General features: G+C 72.5%; 16 protein-coding genes and 1 riboswitch. Of the genes, 8 read left to right on the top strand and 8 right to left on the bottom strand.

The window, feature by feature from the left end; genetic code table 11:
* Nucleotides 1-52: 52 nt before the first annotated feature.
* The 4 genes from SSP29_RS40685 to SSP29_RS61020 all read right to left on the bottom strand — a co-directional run bounded on the left by SSP29_RS40685 (nucleotide 53) and on the right by SSP29_RS61020 (nucleotide 3,598).
* Complete coding sequence (locus SSP29_RS40685; RefSeq protein WP_089105980.1) at nucleotides 53-880, bottom strand: amino acid ABC transporter ATP-binding protein; 828 nt, start codon at nucleotides 878-880, stop codon at nucleotides 53-55.
* The gene (locus SSP29_RS40680; protein ID WP_089105979.1) at nucleotides 877-1,860 is read right to left on the bottom strand and encodes an amino acid ABC transporter permease; all 984 of its coding nucleotides are present in this window, start codon (nucleotides 1,858-1,860) and stop codon (nucleotides 877-879) included. The genes SSP29_RS40685 and SSP29_RS40680 overlap by 4 nt, the downstream gene beginning before the upstream one ends.
* Nucleotides 1,861-2,246: 386 nt before the next feature.
* A riboswitch (SAM riboswitch) is annotated at nucleotides 2,247-2,370 on the bottom strand.
* 77 nt (nucleotides 2,371-2,447) lie between these two features.
* Complete coding sequence (locus SSP29_RS40675) at nucleotides 2,448-3,320, bottom strand: glutathione S-transferase C-terminal domain-containing protein (protein ID WP_089105978.1); 873 nt, start codon at nucleotides 3,318-3,320, stop codon at nucleotides 2,448-2,450.
* 146 nt (nucleotides 3,321-3,466) lie between these two features.
* Entirely contained in the window at nucleotides 3,467-3,598 is a 132-nt protein-coding gene (locus tag SSP29_RS61020; protein WP_275539784.1) for a hypothetical protein, read from the bottom strand.
* A gap of 161 nt (nucleotides 3,599-3,759) precedes the next feature.
* Here SSP29_RS61020 and SSP29_RS40670 point away from each other — a divergent pair, with 161 nt between their 5' ends.
* Together SSP29_RS40670 and SSP29_RS40665 are read left to right on the top strand one after the other, a co-directional pair.
* On the top strand, nucleotides 3,760-4,011 hold the full coding sequence (locus tag SSP29_RS40670) for a hypothetical protein (protein ID WP_150135869.1): 252 nt from the start codon (nucleotides 3,760-3,762) through the stop codon (nucleotides 4,009-4,011).
* Nucleotides 4,012-4,107: 96 nt separating this feature from the next.
* Nucleotides 4,108-4,920, top strand: coding sequence for a hypothetical protein (locus SSP29_RS40665; RefSeq protein WP_089105977.1), 813 nt, complete (start codon nucleotides 4,108-4,110; stop codon nucleotides 4,918-4,920).
* Between the two features lie 19 nt (nucleotides 4,921-4,939).
* On the opposite strand, the gene SSP29_RS40660 is transcribed toward SSP29_RS40665, so the two are convergent.
* Nucleotides 4,940-5,278 carry a DUF2218 domain-containing protein gene (locus SSP29_RS40660; protein WP_089105976.1) on the bottom strand — a complete coding sequence of 113 codons (339 nt, stop codon included), beginning with the start codon at nucleotides 5,276-5,278 and terminating at the stop codon, nucleotides 4,940-4,942.
* A 274-nt stretch (nucleotides 5,279-5,552) separates the two neighbouring features.
* On the opposite strand from SSP29_RS40660, the gene SSP29_RS52660 reads away from it, so the two are divergent.
* Genes SSP29_RS52660 through SSP29_RS40645 form a run of 3 tightly spaced genes read left to right on the top strand, consistent with a single transcriptional unit; the run spans nucleotide 5,553 to nucleotide 14,382 of the window.
* Nucleotides 5,553-9,353 (top strand): hypothetical protein, encoded by a 3,801-nt coding sequence (locus SSP29_RS52660; RefSeq protein ID WP_089105975.1) that lies wholly within the window; start codon nucleotides 5,553-5,555, stop codon nucleotides 9,351-9,353.
* Nucleotides 9,350-13,519, top strand: coding sequence for a hypothetical protein (locus SSP29_RS40650; RefSeq protein WP_089105974.1), 4,170 nt, complete (start codon nucleotides 9,350-9,352; stop codon nucleotides 13,517-13,519). Before SSP29_RS52660 ends, SSP29_RS40650 begins: the two co-directional genes overlap by 4 nt.
* A gap of 8 nt (nucleotides 13,520-13,527) precedes the next feature.
* A complete protein-coding gene (locus SSP29_RS40645; protein WP_089105973.1) occupies nucleotides 13,528-14,382 on the top strand; it encodes a trypsin-like serine protease in 855 nt (284 codons plus the stop codon).
* 20 nt (nucleotides 14,383-14,402) lie between these two features.
* Here SSP29_RS40645 and SSP29_RS40640 read toward each other — a convergent pair whose 3' ends face one another.
* The 3 genes from SSP29_RS40640 to SSP29_RS40630 all read right to left on the bottom strand — a co-directional run bounded on the left by SSP29_RS40640 (nucleotide 14,403) and on the right by SSP29_RS40630 (nucleotide 18,258).
* Complete coding sequence (locus SSP29_RS40640; protein ID WP_089105972.1) at nucleotides 14,403-15,770, bottom strand: MFS transporter; 1,368 nt, start codon at nucleotides 15,768-15,770, stop codon at nucleotides 14,403-14,405.
* 66 nt (nucleotides 15,771-15,836) lie between these two features.
* Nucleotides 15,837-17,312 carry an NAD-dependent succinate-semialdehyde dehydrogenase gene (locus SSP29_RS40635; RefSeq protein WP_089105971.1) on the bottom strand — a complete coding sequence of 492 codons (1,476 nt, stop codon included), beginning with the start codon at nucleotides 17,310-17,312 and terminating at the stop codon, nucleotides 15,837-15,839.
* Between the two features lie 157 nt (nucleotides 17,313-17,469).
* Nucleotides 17,470-18,258 (bottom strand): IclR family transcriptional regulator, encoded by a 789-nt coding sequence (locus SSP29_RS40630; RefSeq protein WP_089106132.1) that lies wholly within the window; start codon nucleotides 18,256-18,258, stop codon nucleotides 17,470-17,472.
* Between the two features lie 228 nt (nucleotides 18,259-18,486).
* On the opposite strand from SSP29_RS40630, the gene fae reads away from it, so the two are divergent.
* The 3 genes from fae to SSP29_RS40615 are packed head-to-tail and all read left to right on the top strand — an operon-like array spanning nucleotide 18,487 to nucleotide 21,676.
* Entirely contained in the window at nucleotides 18,487-19,050 is a 564-nt protein-coding gene (gene fae / locus SSP29_RS40625) for a formaldehyde-activating enzyme (protein WP_089105970.1), read from the top strand.
* Complete coding sequence (locus tag SSP29_RS40620) at nucleotides 19,047-20,159, top strand: mandelate racemase/muconate lactonizing enzyme family protein (RefSeq protein WP_089105969.1); 1,113 nt, start codon at nucleotides 19,047-19,049, stop codon at nucleotides 20,157-20,159. Before fae ends, SSP29_RS40620 begins: the two co-directional genes overlap by 4 nt.
* Entirely contained in the window at nucleotides 20,156-21,676 is a 1,521-nt protein-coding gene (locus tag SSP29_RS40615) for an aldehyde dehydrogenase (protein WP_174856048.1), read from the top strand. The genes SSP29_RS40620 and SSP29_RS40615 overlap by 4 nt, the downstream gene beginning before the upstream one ends.
* Nucleotides 21,677-21,699: the final 23 nt, after the last annotated feature.

Raw genomic sequence — 21,699 nt, 5'->3', positions numbered from 1 at the left:
TGGGAGGGTGTGCGGAGATGAGGCGTGGGGGGAAGTCCGGGAGTACGGCGGCTCAGAGGACCTTGCTGAGGAAGTCCCTGGTCCGTTCGTGCTGCGGCTTGTCGAGGACCTCGGAGGGCGGGCCCTGCTCGACGATCCGGCCGCCGTCGATGAAGACGACCCGGTCGGCGATCTCGCGGGCGAAGCCGATCTCGTGGGTGACGATGACGAGGGTGGTGCCGCTGGTCGCCAGGTCCTTGATGACCGCGAGGACCTCACCGACGAGTTCGGGGTCCAGGGCGGAGGTGGGCTCGTCGAAGAGGATCACGCCGGGGCGCAGGGCCAGGGCGCGGGCGATGGCCACCCGCTGCTGCTGGCCGCCGGAGAGCTGCCGGGGGTAGGCGCCGACGCGCTCGCCGAGGCCGACCCGCTCCAGGAGTTCCTTGGCCAGGGCCTGGGCCTGGGGCTTGCCGAGCTTTCCGGTGGCGACCGGGGCGGCGGCCACGTTGTCCAGCACGGTCAGGTGCGGGAAGAGGTTGAAGTTCTGGAAGACGAAGCCGATCCGGCTGCGCTGGGCCAGGATGGCGCGCTCGCTCAGCTCCTTCAGCCTCCCCCGGCCTTCGGCCGGGGGCACCCCCATCCCCCTTCGGTCGCCCTGCCGCTTCACGCCGATCGGCTCGCCGTTGACGCTGACATGGCCGATCTCGGGCTTCTCCAGGTGGTTGATGACCCGCAGGAGGGTGGACTTGCCGGAGCCGGACGGGCCGAGGATGACGGTGACCTCGCCGGGGCGGATGGTCAGGTCGATGCCGTCGAGGACGCGGTGGGCGCCGTACCACTTGTGGACGCCGGATATCTCCAGGGCGACGGGGGCCGTCTCCAGGGTGTCGGTGATGGTCATACCGCGGCCTCCCGGCGGATGCGGGCGCGCAGGTCGGTGAGGCCGGTGCGCAGTTTCTGCAGGGGGGTCGGCGGCAGCGTGCGGGTGGCGCCGCGGGCGTAGTACCGCTCCACGTAGAACTGGACGACGGAGACGATGCTGGTCAGGATCAGGTACCAGACGGTCACCACCAGGAGCAGCGGCACGATGTCCCCGGGGTAGGTGGAGCCCATGCTCTGCGCGGAGCCGAAGAGGTCGAGCAGTGAGACGTAGAAGACCAGCGAGGTGCTCTTGATCAGGCCGATCAGCTGGTTGACGTAGTTCGGGGTGATCGACCTGAGCGCCTGCGGGAACACGATCTTCCGGAACTGGTAGCCCTTGGGCAGGCCGAGTGCGGCGGCCGCCTCGTGCTGGCCCTGGTCCACGGAGAGGATGCCGCCGCGGACCACCTCGGCCGCGTAGGCGGCCTCGTTGAGGCTGAGGCCGATCACGGCGACGACCATGTCGGTGGCGAGCTTCGACTCGTCGAAGGAGAAGAAGGCGGGCCCGAAGGGGACGCCGACGCTCAACGTCTTGTACAGGGCGCTGAAGTTGTAGAGGAACAGCAGGACCACGATGAGCGGGATGGAACGCAGCGCCCACACGTAGGTCCAGCTGACCGCGCGCAGCACCGGGCTCTTCGAGAGCCGGGCCAGGGCGAGCACGATGCCGCCGAGGAGGCCCAGCACCGCGCTGTAGGCGGTGACTTGGAGGGTGATGACCAGACCGTCGAGAATCGTCGGCCGCAGGAACCAGTAGCCGAAGCGGTCCCACTGGTAGAAGGGGTTGGTCACCAGTCCGTGCACGAACTGGACGGCCAGGACCAGGACGACGGCGGTGGCGATCCACCGTCCCGGCCTGCGCAGCGGCAGAACACGCTGTGCGGCGAAGGGTTTTGACGGTTCGTCGGCAGCGGGGGGCGCCTCGGAGGCGGCGATCGTGGCGCCTGGGGGTTCACTCATGGCGGGCTCCGGCGGAGTCGGGCACCCACGTGTCCCACGGCGGGGGCCGCGCACCCTGCCGTGTTCGGGCACGGCAGGGTGCGCGGAGGCGCGCGGGGCACGGGGCTGGGCGGACGGCAACACACCGGGCAGCCGGTGTTCTGACGGGAACGCTGGGGTGCGAAGCTGCGGGCAGCCGGCGGAAAAGCCTGGTCAGACCCGACAGCGGGCACAGCCCGGTGCGGTACACGCGCTACACAGGGCGCTGTTGACACGGAGCAGGTCGACGGCACGGTCGGCGACGAGCGGGCTCGGGTACGGGCGTACGCAGCCCACGGCGCGGCTCTGGGCCGTCCTGGAAGCTGCGTACATGTCCGTCACCTGTCACTGTCGTGCCGGCCCCGGGGGCCTCGCGCTTACCGAATCGTCGCTTGCCGAAACGTCGTCGGTCCGGTCGTCACCTGGGGCACCCCACCGCGATGCGAGGGTTGCCGGTCAGCAAGCCAGGGCTTGACGCTGACGCTCTTGACCGTTCTGGTCCGTAAGTAACGCAGTCGCCCGAACGAATGTCAACGCCTGTCCGACTGGCGAAACGGTTCGGGCCGCTCTCACCTGCGTGGAACGCCGGGAGCGTCCGCCGCGTGACCCGCCCAGTCCAGGATCTGGACGGCGGCGCCGGCGGCCTCCAGGCCCTGGCAACGGCCGTGGTGGCGGCGGGCGATGCCGTCGAGGTCGAGGTGGGCGCCGAAGGCCGGGTGGGCGGCCAGCCGCCGGGCGTAGGCCCACAGCACCGGGTGGCCGGCGATGGCGTGCACGGCGGCGGCGTCCAGGTGATTGCGGTGCACGGTGTCGAGTTGCACCAGGGCCACCCACAACTCGATGTCCGCGGCCGTGAGTTGTCCGCCGACCAGGAACTCCACGCCGGTCAGCCGGCGCTCCAGCCCGTCCAGGGCGGCGAGCAGCACCGCCAGCGCCTCGGGGTCGCCGCCCTCGCGGCCGGCCCGCTGTGCGGCCTGCTCGACGTCCTCGGTGCAGAGCCGCTCGACGGCCTCGATCTCGGCCTCGGCACCGCACGGGTAGAGCCGGGCGACGCCGTCACCGAAGTGCCGGTCCAGATCACGCAGGATGTCCCGGCTGTGGGTGCTGACGATGCGGCCGGACCAGTCGTCGCTGAACACCGGCGCGAGGGCCGGTCCCGAGTAGCGGTGGGCGCTGGCCTCGTACAGCGGGCGCAGCGCCGGGTGGCTGCCGTCGGGACAGTCCGGGACCGCGGGCAGGAAGGTGACCGGACAACAGTCGTCCAGGGCCAGCAGGCTGTGGCCGACGGCGATGCGGAGGCCGTCCGGACAGGCGGTGGACAGGTGGAGCCGGTAGCGGCGCGGCACGGCGTAGTGGCCGCTGCGTGCGTCGCGGCCGATGCGGCCCCGGAAGGCGGGGGCGGTACGGACGGCGGGCACGGCGGCGAGTGGAGCGATGGACATGCGTCTCCCCGGGGGCGGGCGGGCGCGCGGACGTACGCGCGGCGGAAGCGTTCGTCGGTGGGTTCAGTGGGCTCTGAGTGGGTTCCGGTGCGTCCTGGCGAGTCCCGGCGGGTGGACGCTCGGCCCGTACGGCCGGGAGCGGGCGCTCAGCCTCTGCGGCCGGTGGCGCCGCACATCCGTAGCAGGTCGATGTGGCGGCGGGAGGTGAGCAGGGGGCCGGCCCAGGGCGCGGGGCTCTCGCGGCGGTGTCTGCCGGTGAGCGTGCGCAGGCGACCCATCTTTCCCTACCTTTTCACTAGGATTCCCATCTGGAGTGTCGATCGGCCTCCGCCCGGCGTCAAGGGGGCGTCCACGCCTGGGACACCCGTCCCCGACTTGCCGCCGGGTGGGAGGGGCGGTGCGCTGGGTAACGAAGGCCTAGCGACAGGAGCCGGAACCGATGACCGAGCCCCCGGGTCCCGGGCCCGTGCCCGGCGCCGTGCCCGAGACCTTCGCGTTCCGCTGCGGGCGGTGCGGCCACGGCTGGGAGGCCACCTTCCAGGCGGTGTTCTTCACCGACCCGGTCGCCGACCCCGACCTGCAGAGCACCCTGGAGTACGTCGACGAGGCCGGCCGGGCCGTACCGTCGCCGCTCACGGACGCGGTGTGCCCGCGCTGCGGCAGCCGGCGGGTACGGATCACGGCGGCCTGATCATGACGCTCACCCGAATGGCACGTGCGAGTGGTCGGCGCTCAGGGGCGGTGGTGGCGTGGAGGGACGTACCGCGTTCCCGAGGAGGCAGTCGCGATGAACCGTCCGTCCCGACCCGCGCGTGTTCTCGCCACGGCCCTGACGGCGGGGACCCTGTTCGCCACGGCGGCGGCCTGTTCCGGCGGCAGCGGCACCCCCGAGGCCGCGGCCGTCTCCCCCGCCGCCGAGCGCCCCGCCTCCCCGTCGGCGACCCCCGCCCTCACCGGAGCGGGCGCGCAGGCGGCGCTGATCACGCCGGCCGACATCGAGGACGACTGGCAGCTGGCCAACGACGCCGCCACCTGGCGCAACCAGATGCTGGTCGGCAAGGTCGACGTCGCCGGATTCCTCAGGGCCAAGGCCGACGCCGCCGACTGCCAGCGGCTGCTGGACAGCCTCTACTCCGACACCCTGCTGGGCCGCGCCACCGGCGCCTCCGGGCTGCGCGGCTTCACCTCGCAGGACTCCCGGATGCTGTACCAGGTCGGGGACTACGGCCAGGCCCAGATGGACGCCACCGTCAACTGGCTGAAGGGCCTCCCGGAGAAGTGCAACCAGTTCACGGCCACCGGTTCGGACGGCAGCCAGCGGACCGTGCAGGTCGTCGAGTACAAGGAACCGCCCAAGGTGGCCGACGCACTGGCGGCGCTCACGGTCACCGTCCAGGGCACCTCGAACGGGCAGCCCGCCACGACCACCCTCGACGTCGCGGCGCTGCGCGTCGGCGCCTCCGGGGCGGCGGTCACCAACGGCGGCCTGTCCGGCGTCGACCACGACAGCACCGCCCTGGCCCTGCAGAACGGCGCCCAGCGCCTCAAGGACGTGCTGTCCGGGAAGACCCCGGCACCGCTGCCGAGCCAGTTCGACTAGGCAGCTTTCCGGCCCCCGCTCAGTGGGGCATCGGGTCCCCGGGGTTGCTCTGGGTGGTGCCCGGCTCCCCGTTGTCGCGGTGCCAGGCGACGACGAGTTCGTCACGGGTGCCGAAGCGGACCAGGTGCCGGCCGACCACACCTTCCAGGAGTTCGAGGTTCTCGGGGTCCGTCTCCACGGTGAGCAGCAAGGCGCCCTCGGCCGCGGTGAGGGTGCCGGTGCCGTTCTGGAAGACGATGCCGCCGGTGCCGGTCTCCTCGTCCCAGCTGGTCTGTGAGCGGCGGGAGAGATGCGAGGCGAGCTGCTTGGCGTAGCGGGCGGGGCGGTCGGTGGGGACGCGGGCTTCGGAGCGGGCCATCTGGGACTCCCGGTGCTGCTGCGGGGGCGGGCATACGGTGACGGGCTCACGCTACGTCCGGGCGGGGGGTGCGGCGCCGTACCGGGCACCGCAAGCTTTGCATTCCGATCGCGTCACCTGACGCCGTCAAGGCCCATAAACATCATTCACTCATCCGGGTGCATATCGTCACATGATCACCCCTACGGGTGAATTTGCACATTGATCTACATGTCGGACCGAGGCTACGGTCATCGCCCGGGGCGGACTCTCTTCACCTGGGCAGGAGCGGCTGGTGACCTCAACGAATCCCACTCCAGCACCCATCAGGCTGTTACGTACGGACGATCTGCTGGATCTGAGATTCAGCTTCCCGGGGTTGCGCCTCGACGCCTCCCCGTTCGGCAGGCGAACACTCCAGCGAGCCGATCCTGCGGTCGAGGGCCGGCTGGTGGTCGACTTCGGCCCGCAGCACCTCACCGAGCAGGCGTTCTTCGAGGCCGCCCCCGGACTGCCGGCCGAGGGCGAACCGGGAGCAGGCGAGCCGGGAGCGGGCGAGCCGGGAGCAGGTGAGCCGGGAGCGGGCGAACCCCACCCCGCCCCGCCCGTGCTCGCACGGATCGCCGGCCGCAGCGTCCTCGTCTTCGTCGTCGGTGCACAGGACCGGATCGACTACTCCGCCACCGGACTGCTGACCGCGATGCGCACCCTGCCGTTGCGCGTGGTCGACGCCGCGCTGGCACCGGCCGCGCCCGCCGCCACCGCCCGGCTCGCCGAGGCTCTGGCGGGCCGGAGCGCCGAGCACGTCCTGCGGGCGGTCCGCGCGCTGGCCGAACTCACCGCGCGGTACGGCGAGGAGACCGCGCTGGCCGCGGTGACCGGCCCCGCCGGCGCGCCGCACCCCGCCCCGCCGCGACCGGCGCACTCCGGCCCGCCACCGCCTCCGCAGGCCGGCCCGCCACCGCCACCGCCCGGCCCGCAGAACCCCTTCGCCGACCCCGCCGATCCGCGCACCGGCATCGAACTGCCGTACCGCCTGCTGCTGTCACCGACCCAGGACGCGCGCTGGACGCACACCACCGCGCTCGGCCCGCCGCAGCCGCAGGAGCGCGTCGCCCTCTGGCACACCCGGCTGCGGCAGGAGACGGCGCGGGTCGTGTGGACCCGGGACCCCGACTTCGTACCTGGCCGGATCAGCCTGCCCCCGGCCGGCCAGTACGAGTTCCGCATAGCGCTGGACTCCCGCGACCGCCACCAACTGGTCCACCTCACCTCGGACTTCGCCCTCACCGGCGACCGGCCGCCCGAGCCGGTGGACGTCCGGGGCCTGACCCTGTCCGGGCTCGGCGGCGGCCTGGACTCGCTCGGCCGCTGGCCGAAACCGCCCACCGGCCTGGACGTCACCCAGTGGCGGCACCGCGCGGCACTCGGCCGGGACCACTCTGTGCGGGTCATGTACGCCGGACGGCTGTGCCCCTTCGGGCACCGGGCCGAGCTGGTCAAGGTCACCGAGCGCAAGTTCGACCCCGGCCGCCCGGACCACGGCGCCTATCTCTGCCAGCGGATGTACGTCGTCGTACGCGAGCCGGTCATCGGCTACGACCGGGAGGTGCTCGGACCCGGCAGCCCGCCCCGGGACCGGCTGCACCTGCTGTTCCCCTTCACCAGCGTGCAGTTGCTCACCCAGGTGACCCCGGATCTCGCCGAGCCCGTCAACCTCGACGGCATCCTGCCCGGCGAGCACGCCTTCTTCCCGGTCGCGAGCGGCAAGGACCCGGCGCGTCCCGAGGACGCCTTCCGGTTCGCCGTCAGCGCCGTGGACCGGGACGGCAGACTGGTCGAGTTCCAGGTCCCGCTGCTGTTCCTGGGGAGGACGGCACACGAGTCCCCGGACGCCGTGACCGCCGTCGCCGACCACTACAACCGGCAGGACACCGGCCCCACCTCGGGCCCGCCGGACGGGACCACGAGCGTCGGACGCGTGACCGCGGCCCTGCGCGGCCAGTCGGTGGCGATGGCACCGAGCACCACCCCGGGCGACACCGCGCTCGAACTCGCCGAGGCCGTCTGGGGCATGGAGACCACCGACGAACTGCTCGCCGGGGACAGCGAGGAGGCCCCCCGTTTCGTCCCCCGGCTGCGCTGGGCGCGCGCGGTGCTGCCGCAGGTGAGATCGCTGAGCGGCTTCAGGTCCGCGCTGCCCCTGCGCTACCCGGCCCCCTACGCGCAGCACGCGTTCGAGGACGGCAACCGCGGTGAGCTGTTCGCGGAGCTCGTCCTCTACACCGCGCCCATGTCCTTCCACGGCTCCGCCGACCGGTCCGGCGCGCTGGTGACGCCCAGTTTCGACGTGGCCGGCGTCTCCCGGCTGACCGGACCGGTCGCCGCGCCCCAACTGCCCCGCGCGGCGGACGCCGACGCGTCGGACCTCCTGGAGCACGACTGGTCCGCGATCGCGGAGGGCCGCTTCGACCCGACGGCGTTCTTCGGCCGACTCCTCGGCGCCAACGCCAGGTTGTTCGGAGTCATCCCGCTGGTGGATCTGCTGGAGGCGACCGGCCTGGACAACCTCCAGGCGCCCAACTTCTTCTCCGAGACGGTCGACGCCGTCACCGGCTTCCTGGGAGACCTGCGCCGGGTGCGCGGGCTCACCGCCGCGCTGGAACGGCAGTTCCCGGAGACCGCCGATCTGGTGATCAGGTCGACCGACGCGGCGGCGATCTTCGCCGACACGCTGGTGGAGTTCGTCGTCGGCGCGCTCAAGGGCGACGACCAGGCGCCGGGACTGGAGGACGTGGAGAACGCCTTCCACGTCTTCTCGTCGGCGCTGACCGACCTCCGCGCCGCGCCGCCGGCCGCCACGGACCCCGGCGTCCGCGCCGTCCTGGAACGCGTCCAGCAGCAGGTGGCGACCTGGGACGACACGGTCGGCGGTGCCCTGGCCCTCAAGGACGCGGTCCAACTCGCCGCCAGGGGCGCCAAGCTGGCCGAGGTGGTGAACGCCAGGATGGAATGGGCACCCGACCTCAAGGACTGGCCGGACGCCCCGTACACCGTCTTCCGTCTGTCCGACGGGCAGCCCGCCGGACACCTCACCCTCGTCGTGGACCGGCGCGGCGCGCTGAGCGAGGGGGTCCCGCAGGGCGCCGACGTGACCTGCACACTGTCCGACTTCGATCTGCTGCTCGTGCCCGGTGTGCTCCAGGGCCTGGAACTCCACTTCGAGCTGATCCGTTTCACCATGCGGATCGGCAGGAAGCCGGACATCGAGGTGAAGTTCGGCCACGTCCGGTTCGTGGGCGAGCTGTCCTTCGTGGAGACCCTGAGGCAGCTGATCCCGCTGGACGGTTTCAGCGATCCGCCGGCCGTCGAGGTCACCGCCTCGGGCATCACGGCGAACTACTCGATGCCGCTGCCGAACCTGGCCGTCGGCGTGTTCAGCCTGGAGAACATCGCGCTCGGCGCCTCCCTCCAGGTGCCGTTCGTCGGCAGCGCGCTGGAGGTCGGCTTCGCGTTCTGCCGCCGCGAGGCGCCGTTCCGGCTGACCGTGTCCATGCTGGGCGGCGGCGGGTACTTCGGCATCGTGCTCTCCGCCCAGGAGATCACGGTGCTGGAGGCGGCCCTGGAGTTCGGTGCCGCGGTGTCCATGAACTTCGGGGTGGCCAGCGGAAGTCTCTCGGTGATGGCCGGGGTGTACTTCCGGCTGGACACCGCGAAGGGCGTGAAACTGGTCGGCTATCTGCGGGCCCGCGGCGAGGTCGACGTGCTCGGCCTGGTCTCCGCCTCGATCGAGCTGTATCTGGAGCTCGGCTACAGCGACGGCTACGCGATCGGCCGGGCCACCCTGTCGATCAGCATCGAGATCGGGTTCTTCTCCGAGTCGGTGGAGATCACCTGCGAGAAGCGGTTCGCCGGCTCGGGCACGGCCCCCGCGCCCCTGGCCGCGGCGTCGGGGCCGACGGCGGCCGCCGGTCCCCCGCCGGTCGTCCCGCCCTCGTTCGCCGACCTGATGTCCGTCTACCCCGACCCGGTGACCGGAGCGGAACGGGACCCCGTGTCCGAGTACTGCACCGCCTTCGCGGAGGTGACCCCGTGACCGCACAACGCGCCCTGCGCTGGACCGTGCTCCCCGACGGCATCGCCGGCCAGGACCCGGCCGGACACGACGTCCTGCGGGTCTCCGTCCTGGTCACCCCGCTGCTCACCGGATCCGCACGGCTCGGTGACTACGAGGGGATGCGCGACTGGCCGACGGCACTGCACGGCCTCCTCGGCCACCTGTCCCTCGACTTCTACGGCGGTCCGGGCGGCCCGGTGATCGCCACGGCCGGCTCCGTCACCCCCGCCGACAGGTTCCCGCCCGCGGACAGCGGGGCCTGGACCGCGCTGTTCCGCGACAGCACCCCGGTACGGCCGCCGGGGCAGAAGACCGCCAGGGCCGCCGCCGGTCCGGTCCAGCAGACCCTCCGCTCCTATCCGGCGGCCGCGGTGCACACCGAGGTCACCGGCCTGTACCGGGAGGTCGCGGTCGCCACCACCGCCCAGCGCCTGCGCCTGGAGGCCGCCGCCCAGGAGCTGAGCGAGTGCGGCCCGCCGGACCCGGACCTCGACCAGGGCTGGAAGTTCCCCGCACCCGGCGCGGTCCTGGACCTGATCGGACCGGGGGTGAAGGACTTCGCGCTCGACCCCGGCGAGGCCTACCGCGCTCTCGACACCCTGCTCGGCGCCGGGAGCGGCGAGGCGGCCGCCGGCCCGTCGCCGTACACCCCGCGCGTCATGCGGCGCACCGGCAACCCGGACTACGAGGCGCGGGCCAGGACCTTCGCGTTCGCCGAGGCCCACCGCTTCTTCGACCGCACGCCGGCCTCGGCGGCGCGGACGGCCGCTCCGCAGCCCGAACCGGAGCCGCACCGCGTCGACTTCCACGAGGCGTGCACCCTGCTCGCCGACTACCCCGAGCTGCAGCGCAGGTTCGGACTGGTCGTCGACCTCGTCTTGACCGCACCGCCCGGACTGGCCGACGAGGGCGCGGTCCAGGTCTCCTTCGCCGGTCACCCCGACCAGGACCGGCTGCACGCCCCCGGACTGCGCCCGGCCACCAGGCTGCGCTACCGGGCGGGGAGCCGGTTCGAGCCGCTGTCCGCCGACGAGGGCGTCCTGCGCGGCCGGATGCTGGACCTCGGCTCCGACGCCTTCCGGGTCACCGACCTCGACGTGGACGGCGCGGCCTTGAAACACGTCGACTACGCCCGGGCGCTCGACGCCCTGGCCCAGGGCCCGCTCGACGACACGGCCCCGGCCCGCAAGCAGCTGGGCACCGGCACCCCGGCGGCGCGCGGCAGCGGGCTCACCGTGCTGTGCGCCGACGGCGACCACCGGCTGGCGGCCCGGATCGGCGCCGACGGCGAGCGCACCGCGGGCGCCGCCGACCCCGTCCTGCACGCCGAGGACCTGGTGCGCGGCTACCGGGTGGACGTCGGTGTCGCCGACCCGACCGGAGAGGTGCACAGCTGGCACTCCCTGTGCCGGCGCCAGGGCACCTACACCGTCCGCCGCCCCGGCGAGGCGCCCGTGCCGCTCACCGTCCGGCCCGACGAGGGCCAGGTGAAGACCAGCGCGGTGACCAGGCAGTCGCCCGGGGCCGACGAACTCTACGGCCACCAGGCGCTGTTCGGCTGGGAGGGCTGGAGTCTGGTCGCCGCGCGCCCGGGCCGGACGATCGGCCTCAGCGACCAGCCGGAGGCGGTGGCGCCCGAGGTCTCCCCGGACGTACCGCTGGAGACCCGGTTCACCGCCCAGCCCGGCAGCCTGCCCGCGCTGCGCTACGGCCGGACCTACCGGCTGCGGGCGCGCGCCGTCGACCTGGCCGGCAACGGCCTCGACCACACCGCCGAGATCCCCGAGGAGACGGCCACCCCGGCGGTCACCTACCGGCGCTGGGAGCCCGTGCCGCAGCCGGTGGTCGTACCGTCGAAGCCCTTCAACGAAGGCGAGTCGGCAGAGCGGCTGGTCATCAGGAGCACCGTCGAGGACGACGGCACGGAGATCTCCGCGCTGTCGTACAGCGTGCGACGCTCGGACGTCCCTGACCATGGCACCGACACCGGCATCGACCACCTGGACCGCAGTTACGGCTACCGCGACGAGCGGCACATCGCGCCGCCCAAGTGCGCGCTGCGCATGGCCGAGGAACACGGCTGCTACGACCCGGCGTTCGGCCCGGACGTCACCGAGGAGGTGCGCCGGCGCTACTTCGCCTCCGCCGCCCGGGAGTCCGGGTCGTTCCTGGACACCGTGGTCAGCGACCCCGAGGACCCCGACTCCAGCACCGACCTGCTGCGGTTCGGCGAGATCCGGGTGGCCAAGCACAGCGTCCGGGACACCGAACCGCTCACCGGGTTGCCGCTGGCGCACCGGGGCGCGGGCCTGAAGACCGGCGAGTTCGTGATCCACGACCGCGATCAGCTGCTGCTGCCCTATCTGCCGGACCCGCTCGCCCGCGGTGTCTGTCTGCGCGGTCTGCCGGGCACCACCGGCGACTGTTTCTTCCCCTTCGCGGGCCCCTGGCCGCAGGCCAGGCCGTTCGTGCTGCGGATCGAGGAGGGCGACGACGCGCCGCGGGCCGAGGACAACCCGCTGTGGCGCCGGCTGACCGTGTACCTCACCAAGAGCGAGACCGCCCGGGTCTACCTCAGCTGCTACCTCGACCCCGCCGACCTGCCGCTGCTCAACCAGTGGGCGCTGCTGACCCGTTCCGAGTACTGGGCGGGGCTCCCGCAGCGGGACCGGGACCTGGTCGCACGGCTCAGCGCGGCGGGCGAGAACTGGCTGCTCACCCCGTGGGTGCGGCTGGACCTGGTGCACGCGGTGGAGAAGCCGCTGCGGCCGCCGGAGCTGGACCGGCCGCGGGTCGACCGGGGTGCGGAAGAGACGTCCGCGCTGCTGGAGAGCACCCTGCTGGTGCACGTGGAGAGCACCGCCACCGTGGCCGTGGAGGGCACCTGGAGCGAGTGGGTCGACGACGTCACCCAGGCGGGCCCGCAGCGCTTCACCCACCTCGCCCACCTGGAGGACACCACGATCCCGGCGGACGCCGACTTCGGATTCGCCTCCGTCTCCCACGAGTTCGGCGACACCCGGCACCGGAACCTCACCTACACGCCGACCGCGATGACCAGGTTCCGCGAGTACTTCCACCCGACCATCACCGACGACCCGCGACTCGTCACCCGGACCGGCCCGGGCGTCGCGGTGCCCGTGCCCAGCTCACGGCGCCCGGAGCCGCCCGACGTCAGCCACCTGGTGCCCACGTTCCGCTGGTCCACCGCGGTCGACCAGGACACCCGTACGGTGACCAGGACCCGGCACCTCGCGGGCCTGCGGCTCTACCTGAACCGCCCGTGGTACTCCTCCGGCGACGACGAACTCCTCGCCGTACTCCTGGATCCGGCCGGCACGCTGCCCGACGAGTACGCCACCCGCTGGGGCATCGACCCGGTGTGGGCGGACACCACCCCCCTGCCCCCGCCGTCGACCGCGAACTTCCCCGGCCCCGCCGCCACGGCCACCGGCCTGCAGCTCGCCGAGTCCACCGGCGCCACTCCGCCGACCGTGTCCGTCGCCGCGTACACACCGGTGTACGACAGCGACCGCCGCCTCTGGTTCGTCGACATCGACGTGGACCCGGCCGAGGCCGCGGCCACCGCCTACTTCCCGTTCCTGCGGCCGGTCGTCGCCCGCTACCAGCCCTTCGCCCTGCCGGGTCTGGAGCTGTCGAAGGCGGTGGTCGCCGAGTTCGGCCAGCTGCCGCCGCCCCGGACCGTCACCGCCGCCACGGTCGACAACCGTGCGCGGCTGCGCCTGTCCGGCCCGACCACCTGGAACGACGTCGGCCGGCGGATCGGGACCGGCCTGGCCGCGGTGGCCGGAAGCCGACGGGTCCGGGCCACCCTGCAGAAGCTGACCAACGGCGACGAACTCGACTGGGCGCCGGTCGGCGACCCGGTCGAGCTCACCTGCCTGCCCGACGGCGCCGGCTTCGCCTGGACGGTCGACTTCCCGGACCGGCCCACCGAACTGCTCGTCCGCTACCGGTTCCTGGTCGAGGAACACGAGCTCCACCAGAGCGACCCGGACACCGCCACGGAGACCGTGACCGTGGGCGGCACGCCCGTCCCGGTGGCCCGCCGGCTGGTGCACGCCGACTATGTGCCCGCCAGGCGCGGACTGCTCGGCGGCATCGTCATCGACATCGAGCTGTGAGGCAGCCCATGCGCACGCGGACACCCACCGGTTACGCCGTCGCCCTTGCCGCCGTGGGCTGCCTCAGCCTGGTGCCGTCGGCGCTCGACACCCCACGCCCGCTGGCCGAACCGGCGCCGTACGGCCGGGCCAATGACGTGCAACCGCACTTCGGCGGCGCGGCCCTCTCCGTCTTCCCGACCGTGCAGGAGAGCGACTACCACTGCACCTCCGGATTCGCCGTGCGGTTCAACGCCGACCCCAGGAAGAAGGGCATGGTGACCGCCGGGCACTGCTTCAAGAAGGACACCGATCTCGGTTCCGGCCATGATCGGTCCGGCGGCGACATCGACTTCGGCACGGTCACGGTCGTGAAGTTCGAGGCGGGTGTTCCCGACGGACGCCACGACATGGAGCTGATCACCGGTGTGCGCGGGCAGTCCGGACCGCAGACGTATGCGGCCACGATCTGGGTCGATCCCCAGGTCCCCAGCGCGGTCAGGGTGGTCGGCAAGGGCTCCGTCGCGCAGGGCGACCTGGTCTGCTTCAGCGGGATGGTCACCAAGGCGAACTGCGGATTCGAGGTCCGGACCCCGGATCACGGCACGTTGTGCAGCACGGATCCGGGGCACACCGACGACTGCACGACCGGCCTCGCCGCCGCCACCAAGCCGGTCTCGTCCGGCCCCCGGAAGGGTGACTCCGGCTCGCCGGTGTACCGGCTCGACGACAAGGGCAACGCCGTCCTTCTCGGCATGCTCGTCGGCGGAGGTCCCACCGAGGAACAGCCCCGGCACAAGGACGCGGTGATGTACTTCCACACGCTCCGCCAGATCGAGTCGGCCGACGGCCTCGACGTCACCGCGCTCACGCAGAAGCCGTAGCCGCGTCACGTCGGGAGAGGTCAGCCGCTCGCCGGTCCACGGGCCGCCCGCGCCGCCTTCGCGAGGTCCAGGTCCGTGGTCTCCGGGGCCAGGAACTGGGAGACCAGGCCGCCGAGCGCGAGCACCCCGGCTCCGACGAGCAGGACGAACTCCACTCCGAACCGGTCGAGGCCCATCGGCAGCAGGAAGGTGCCGACGGCCGCGCCGACCCGGCTCATCGCGGTGGCGAAGCCGACGCCGGTGGCCCGCAGCGCGGTGGGGAACACCTCCAGCGGGTAGACCGCGGTGAGCGCGCTGGAGGCCGCGTTGAGGAAGATGAAGAAGAGGAAGCCGACCACGATGACGGGCGTCGAGTGCGGCCACACCGCGACCAGGGCCAGACAGGCCGCGGTGATCCAGAACGGCGGGATCAGCAGCCTGCGGCGGCCGATGCGGTCCACGACCAGGCAGCCGGCCGTGACCCCGGCGACCGCGGTGAACGAGTAGACGAGCAGCGCCGCGACCGCGTTGTCGCCCATGTGGAGGGCGTCGAAGACCTGCGTCCAGAACGTGCCGATGGCGAAGTACGGCAGCACCAGGGCCGCCCAGAAGACGCTCGCGAACACCGTGCTGCGCAGGTGGTCCTTGCTGAACAGCGCCCAGAACCCGGCCTGTCCGGTCGTGCTCCGCTCGTCGAGTTCCGCGTCGACGTCGATCTCGATGCCGTACCTCTCGATCAGCGCCTCGGCCTCCTCCCGGCGGCCCTTGCTCAGCAGCCAGCGGGCCGACTCCGGGATGCCGCCCCGCAACGACACGCACACGACGGCGATGACCGCGCTGCTGGCCAGGGACCAGCGCCAGCCGCCGTCGACGTCCGCGAACAGGGCGCCGACGACCGTGGCGAGCGCGTAGCCGACGTACCAGCTGATCTCCAGGCTGGCCAGCAGCCGGCCGCGCCCCTGTCTGGGGGCGTACTCGGAGAGCAGCGGGGCGCCGATGGCGTACTCGCCGCCGATCGCCACGCCCATCAGCAGCCGGATGAGGAAGAGTTGCAGCCCGTCGGTGACGAAGAACTGGAGCACCGAGCCGACCAGGAAGATCAGCATGTCGGCGAGGAACACCGGACGGCGGCCGAAGCGGTCGGCGAGGCGGCCGAAGAGCGGGCCGCCGACGAAGATGCCGATCAGCGGGGACGCCCCGACCAGGCCCTCCATGAGGGTGGAGAGGTGCAGATCGGCGGTGAGGGCGGTCATCGCCATCCCGATGCCGCCGATGATGTAGCCGTCGATGCCCTCGCCTATCTGGGTGGCGAGCTTCAGCTTCGTGTGCAGGCGGCGGCGTTCGCGGGCGCGGTCGGCGGGTACTTCCGGGGTGCCGGGCGGTTGCTGGGTCGCAGGCGTCATTGCCATGAGCGGTCCTTGGGGTGAGCGGGTGCGGGGACGGGGACGGGCAAAGGGTTCAGAGGCTGTCGAGGTTCAGAGGGGCCAGTCGAGGGCGATGTACTGCGTCTCCAGGAAGGCCTCGATGCCCTCGCGGCCGCCCTCCCGGCCCAGGCCGGACTGCTTGACGCCGCCGAAGGGCGCCGCGGGGTCGGAGAGCAGGCCGCGGTTGACGCCGACCATGCCGGCCTCCAGGCGTTCGGCGAGGCGCAGGGCGCGGCCGACGTCACGGGAGTAGACGTACGACGCCAGGCCGTGGACGGTGGCGTTGGCGCGGGCCAGCATCTCGTCCTCGTCGGTGAAGGTGGTGAGCGGCGCGACGGGGCCGAAGACCTCCTCGTGCAGGATGCGGGCGTCGTCGGGGACGTCGACGAGGACGGTCGCGGGGTGGAAGTGGCCCGGTCCGTCGGGCACTTCGCCCTGTGCGGCGATGCGCGCACCGCGCGCCAGGGCGTCGGCGACCAGGTCGCGGATCTTGTCCACGGCCGGCTGGTTGATCATCGGGCCGAGGGTGACGCCCTCCGCCAGACCGGATCCGGCGCGTACGGCGACCATGGCGGCACCGAACTTCTCGGTGAACTCCGCTGCGACGTCGGCGTGGACGTAGAACCGGTTGGCGGCGATGCAGACCTCGCCGCCGCCGCGCATCTTGGCGTCCATCGCGCCCCGTACGGCGGCGTCGACGTCGGCGTCGGCGCAGACCACGAAGGGGGCGTTGCCGCCCAGTTCCATGGTCACGTTGACGACGTTGGCGGCGGCCTGCTCCAGGAGGAGTCTGCCGGTGGCGGTGGAGCCGGTGAAGGAGAACTTGCGGACCCGTTCGTCGCCGAGCCAGGCCGAGCCGACCTCGGCGGCGCGGTCGGTGGGCAGCACGTTCAACAGGCCTTCGGGCAGGCCGGCTTCGGTGAGCAGGACAGCCACCGCCAGGGCGGTGAGCGGGGTCTCCGGGGCGGGCTTGAGCAGCACCGGGCAGCCGGCCGCGAGCGCCGGGGCGATCTTGCGGGTGGCCATGGCGGCCGGGAAGTTCCAGGGGGTCACGAACGCGGTGACCCCGACGGGGTGTCTGCGCACGACGTGCCGGTAGCCGCCGGCCGGGGCATCGCCGAAGGAGGAGTCGATCCGGACCGCCTCCTCGGCGAACCAGCGGAAGAACTCGGCGGCGTACCCGACCTCGGCCGCCGCGTCCCGGTAGGCCTTGCCGTTCTCCAGCACGATGAGCCGGGCGAGGGCGTCGGTGTGCTCGCGCATCAGCTCGAACGTGTCGTGCAGGATCTCCGAACGGCGCCGGGGCGGTGTCGCACGCCAGCCGGCCGCGGCCGACTCCGCGGCGCCGATCGCCGCGCGGGCGTCCTCCTCGCCCGCCGCGGAGACATGGCGGATCAGGTCGCCGGTGGCCGGGTCGTACACGGGGTAGGTGCGTCCGTCGGCGGCCGGGAGCCAGCGGCCGCCGAGGAACACATCGCCTTCCGCGTACGGCGCCTTGGCCAGGAGGTCGATGCCGGCGAGGTTCATGAGCTGCTCTTTTCTCCGTTCCGGACGGGGCTCGTCCGATGGGCGGTGAATTTACGAGCGCGTCATGGAGCCGACAAGGCACCCTCTGCGGATCGCAACGGGGGTTGCTGTGAGGGCAACTCGCCGATCATGCGGGGAGTCCGCGGGAGCGCCGCCGTCAGGTGAGCCTGGCCCGCGCCGACGGGGTGCGCCGGGGCTCCCAGCCGAGCAGCGCGGAGACCCGGGTCGCGGCCCGTGCCGTGGTGCGCCCCGCCTCGTCGAGCCGGTCGCCGAACCGGGACTTCGGGGCGGAGATGTTGATGGCGGCGACGACCCGGCCCCGGAAGTCCCGGATGGGCGCCGACACCCCGACCAGCCCTTCCTCGAACTCCTCGCTGACCCGCGCGTAGCCCTGCCGCCGGGCGTCCTGGATGAGCGCCCACAGGTCCTGCACCGGCATCTCGCCGCTGGTGCCGAAGCGGACGTACAGCTCGTCCGGGGTCGCGTCGGCGAGCAGCACGCGCCCCGCCGACAGCCGCCAGGCGGGCACCCCGCGCCCCTCCCAGCCGTGCACGCGGAAGGAGTGCCCCGAGACGGACAGCAGGGTGAGGACGTCACGGTCGCTGAGCACGCACAGGTGGCTGGTCTCCTCCAGGTCCGCCGACAGCGCGTGCATGACCGGCTCGGCCACCCGCACCAGCCGGCTCTCGGAGGTGCGGGCGACCAGGGAGAACAGCCGCCAGCCGAGGCGGTACTCCAGGGTGTCGGGGTCGCGCTCGACGATGCCCTCGGCGGCCAGCACCTTCAGGGCCCGGGAGATCTGGGTCTTCTCCCGGCCCACCAGCTGGGCGAGGCGTACGACGCCGAGGCCGCCGGCGTTCTGGGCCTCGTCGGAGGCGAGCGCTTCGAGGAGGTCGATGTCGCGGCGCAGGCCGTGGCCGCGCGAAGCCGCGGAGGAATCGGTCACGGAGTCATCGTAGGCACGGATACCGACAGCGGAACCCCAGGTCAAAGTGGAAGTTGTCAGCAGAGCAACCGGCATTTCGATTCCCGCCGGCGCCTTGCGAGGGGGTGGCCGCCGACCTAGATTCGCCGCATCGGGCCGAATGAACTGCGCCGAATACGAGGTTCGTCCTTGTACGGGGTTCGTCCTTCTGCGCCCGGTGAATCACGCTTCCCAGGCCCAGGAGATCCGATGCCCACGCCGGTTTCCCCCACCCGCCCGCCCGGTTTCGCGGCGACCGCGCTGATCGGCGAGTCCTTCGTCGGCGACGGCGTCGACGCCGCGCACACGAACATCGTGATCGGACGCAAGGGCGGTCCCGTCGAGACGGCGTGGGCCACGGCGCTGGCCACCCCGAGCGCCGGGCACGTCCCGTTCCTGACGGTCGTCCGGCCGTCGGTGCCGGTGAAGCCGCTGACCCTGTTCGTGACCAAGGCCGCCGCCGCGGGCGAGCTGCACGAGCGGGCGACCTGGGGTTCCGCCCAGGCCGGCCTCGCGCAGGGGGTCGCGGACGCGGTCGAGGAGGGGCTGATCCCGGCGGCGGAGGCGGACGAGCTGCTGATCATCGCCGCGGTGTGGGTCAACCCGGCCGTCGCCGACCTGGACGCCTCCTTCCGCAACCAGCGTGCCGCCGCGTACGGCGCGGTCCGGGCCGCCGTGACCGGCACGCCGACCGTGTCCGACGTGCTGGCGGCCGCCAAGGAGGGCCCGGCCAACCCGTTCTACACACCGACCGCCGAGGTGCTCGCCCGATGAAGATCACCGACATCGTCCTGGACCGGCTGCGGCTGGAGCTGGACCCGCCGTTCCGCGCCGCCTGGGACCCGGAGCCGCGCCGCGTCTTCGACGCGACGATCGTGCGCGTCCACACCGACGAGGGGATCACCGGCATCGGTTCCGGCGATCTCATGGACGGCTTCGAGACGTACAAGCACCTGTTCGTCGGCGAGGACCCGCTCGACATCACCCGGCATGTGCGGGCGATCGAGACCGCCAACTTCCACGGCGCCCACTACTGGCCGCTGGAGGCCGCGCTGTGGGACGTCATCGGCAAGGTGCACGGCCGCCCGGTGTCGGAGCTCTTCGGCAACGCGGCGAAGAAGCTGCCCGCCTACGCCTCCTCCGGCGAGTTGAAATCCCCCGAGGAGCGCGTCGAGACCGCCCTGAAGGTGCGCGAGGCCGGTTTCCGCGCCATGAAGATCCGCATCGACCGCAACCGCATCGACGAGGGCATCGCGGCGGTGCGGGCGGTACGCGAGGAACTGGGGCCCGGCTTCGAGATCATGGTCGACCTCAATCAGTCCTGGCGGATGGCCGGCGACACCGCGAACGCCTCCGACCTCGCCAGGACCCGCAAGACCGTCGCCCGGCTCGCCGAACTCGACGTGTTCTGGGTGGAGGAGCCGCTGCCGTACGCGGACCTGAACGGCTTCCGGCAACTGCGCGCCGAGAACCCGGGGGTGCGGATCGCCGCCGGCGAGATGCACCACTCCCCCACCGAGCTGCTGCGCTACCTCGAAGCGGACGCCCTCGACATCTACCAGATGGACGTGGTGCTGGCGATCGGCATGCACCGCGCCCGCACCCTGGCCGAACTGGCCCAGCTGAAGCACCGTCAGTTCACCCCGCACAGCTGGACCAACGGCATCGGTGTGCTCGCCAACCTCCATGTCGCGGCGGGCGTCGGCGGCGGCCCGTTCTTCGAGTTCCCGTACGACCCGCCCGGCTGGACCCCCGAGCGCCGCGACTTCATGCTCGCCGAGCCGGTGCGGGTGAACGCCGACGGCGATCTGGAGGTCCCGGACCTGCCCGGCCTCGGCGTCGAGCTGGACGAGGACGCGATCGACCGCTGGAGGATCAAGTGACGTACACCATCGCCGAGTTGCTGGCGCGCTCGTACGACGACTGGCTGGCCGCTGCGGACAAACTCGCCTTCGAGACACGCCCGTTCGTCGACGGCTCCTTCACCGACGCCACCTCCGGCGACTCCTTCACCAGCGTCTCGCCCCGCGACGGCGCGGTGCTGGCCCAGGTGCAGGCGGCGGGGGCCGAGGACGTCGACCGGGCGGTACGGTCCGCGCGGGCCGCCTTCGAGGACGGCCGCTGGCGTGACCTCGCGCCCAAGGAGCGCAAGCGGATCCTGCTGCACTGGGCCGGACTGATCCTCGCCAACGCCGAGGAACTGGCCCTGCTCGACACCCTGGAGATGGGCAAGCCCATCACCGAGTCGGTGCGCATCGACGTCGCCAAGGCGGCGGAGACCATCGCCTGGTACGCCGAGACGATCGACAAGACGTACGACGAGGTGGCCCCGACCCCCGGCGACGCACTGGCACTGATCACCCGCGAACCCCTCGGTGTCGTCGGCGCGGTCGTGCCGTGGAACTACGCGCTGCTGATCGCCAGTTGGAAGCTGGGCCCGGCGCTCGCCACCGGCAACAGCGTGGTCCTCAAGCCCGCCGAGCAGACCTCGCTCGCCGCGCTCCGCCTCGCGGCGCTGGCCACCGAGGCGGGGCTGCCCGACGGCGTGCTCAACGTGGTCCCCGGTCGCGGCGAGGTCGCCGGTCAGGCCCTCGGCCGCCACCCGGACGTCGACAAGATCGCCTTCACCGGTTCGGCCGAGGTCGCCCGTCTCTTCCAGGTGTACGCGGGCGAGTCCAACGGCAAGCAGGTCGCCGTGGAGGCGGGCGGCAAGTCGCCCCAACTCGTCCTGGCCGACGCCGACATCGAGGCCGCCGCGTCCGCCGTGGCGTGGGGGATCTTCTACAACGCGGGGCAGACCTGCAACGCCGGTTCCCGGGTCGTCGTGCACGCCTCGGTCAAGGACCGGCTCCTGGACGCCGTACGGCGGATCACCGCCGAGACCTTCCGCGTCGGCGACCCGCTCGACCCGGCCACCGTCATGGGACCCGTCGTGGACGAGGCCCAACTCGCCAAGGTCCTGGGCTACATCGAGCGCGGCAGGGCGGACGGAGCGCGGGTGCTGCTGGGCGGCGGGCGCACCCTCACCGGCACCGGCGGCAGCTTCGTCGAGCCGACCGTGCTCGACGGCGTGGCCAACACCTCCGTCGTGGGCCAGGAGGAGATCTTCGGCCCGGTGCTCGCCGTCGTGTCGTACGACGGTGACGTCGACGAGGGCGTACGGCTCGCGAACGAGAGCGACTTCGGGCTGGTCGCCGCCGTCTGGACCCGGGACGTGACGGTCGCCCACCGCACCGCGAAGCGGCTGCGGGCCGGCACGGTCTGGGTCAACACCTTCGACGCCAGTGACGTCATCACCCCGTTCGGCGGCTTCAAGGCCACCGGCGCGGGACGCGACAAGTCCCTGCACGCGCTGGACGCGTACACGGCGCTGAAGACCACCTGGATCAACCTGGCCTGAGCGGCCCCTCCCCGTACTCCACC

The organism is Streptomyces hyaluromycini (assembly GCF_002217755.1).
GTDB classification, from domain to species: domain Bacteria; phylum Actinomycetota; class Actinomycetes; order Streptomycetales; family Streptomycetaceae; genus Streptomyces; species Streptomyces hyaluromycini.
Note: the sequence above shows the minus strand (reverse complement) of the source record. Positions and strands in the feature narration are given on the sequence as shown.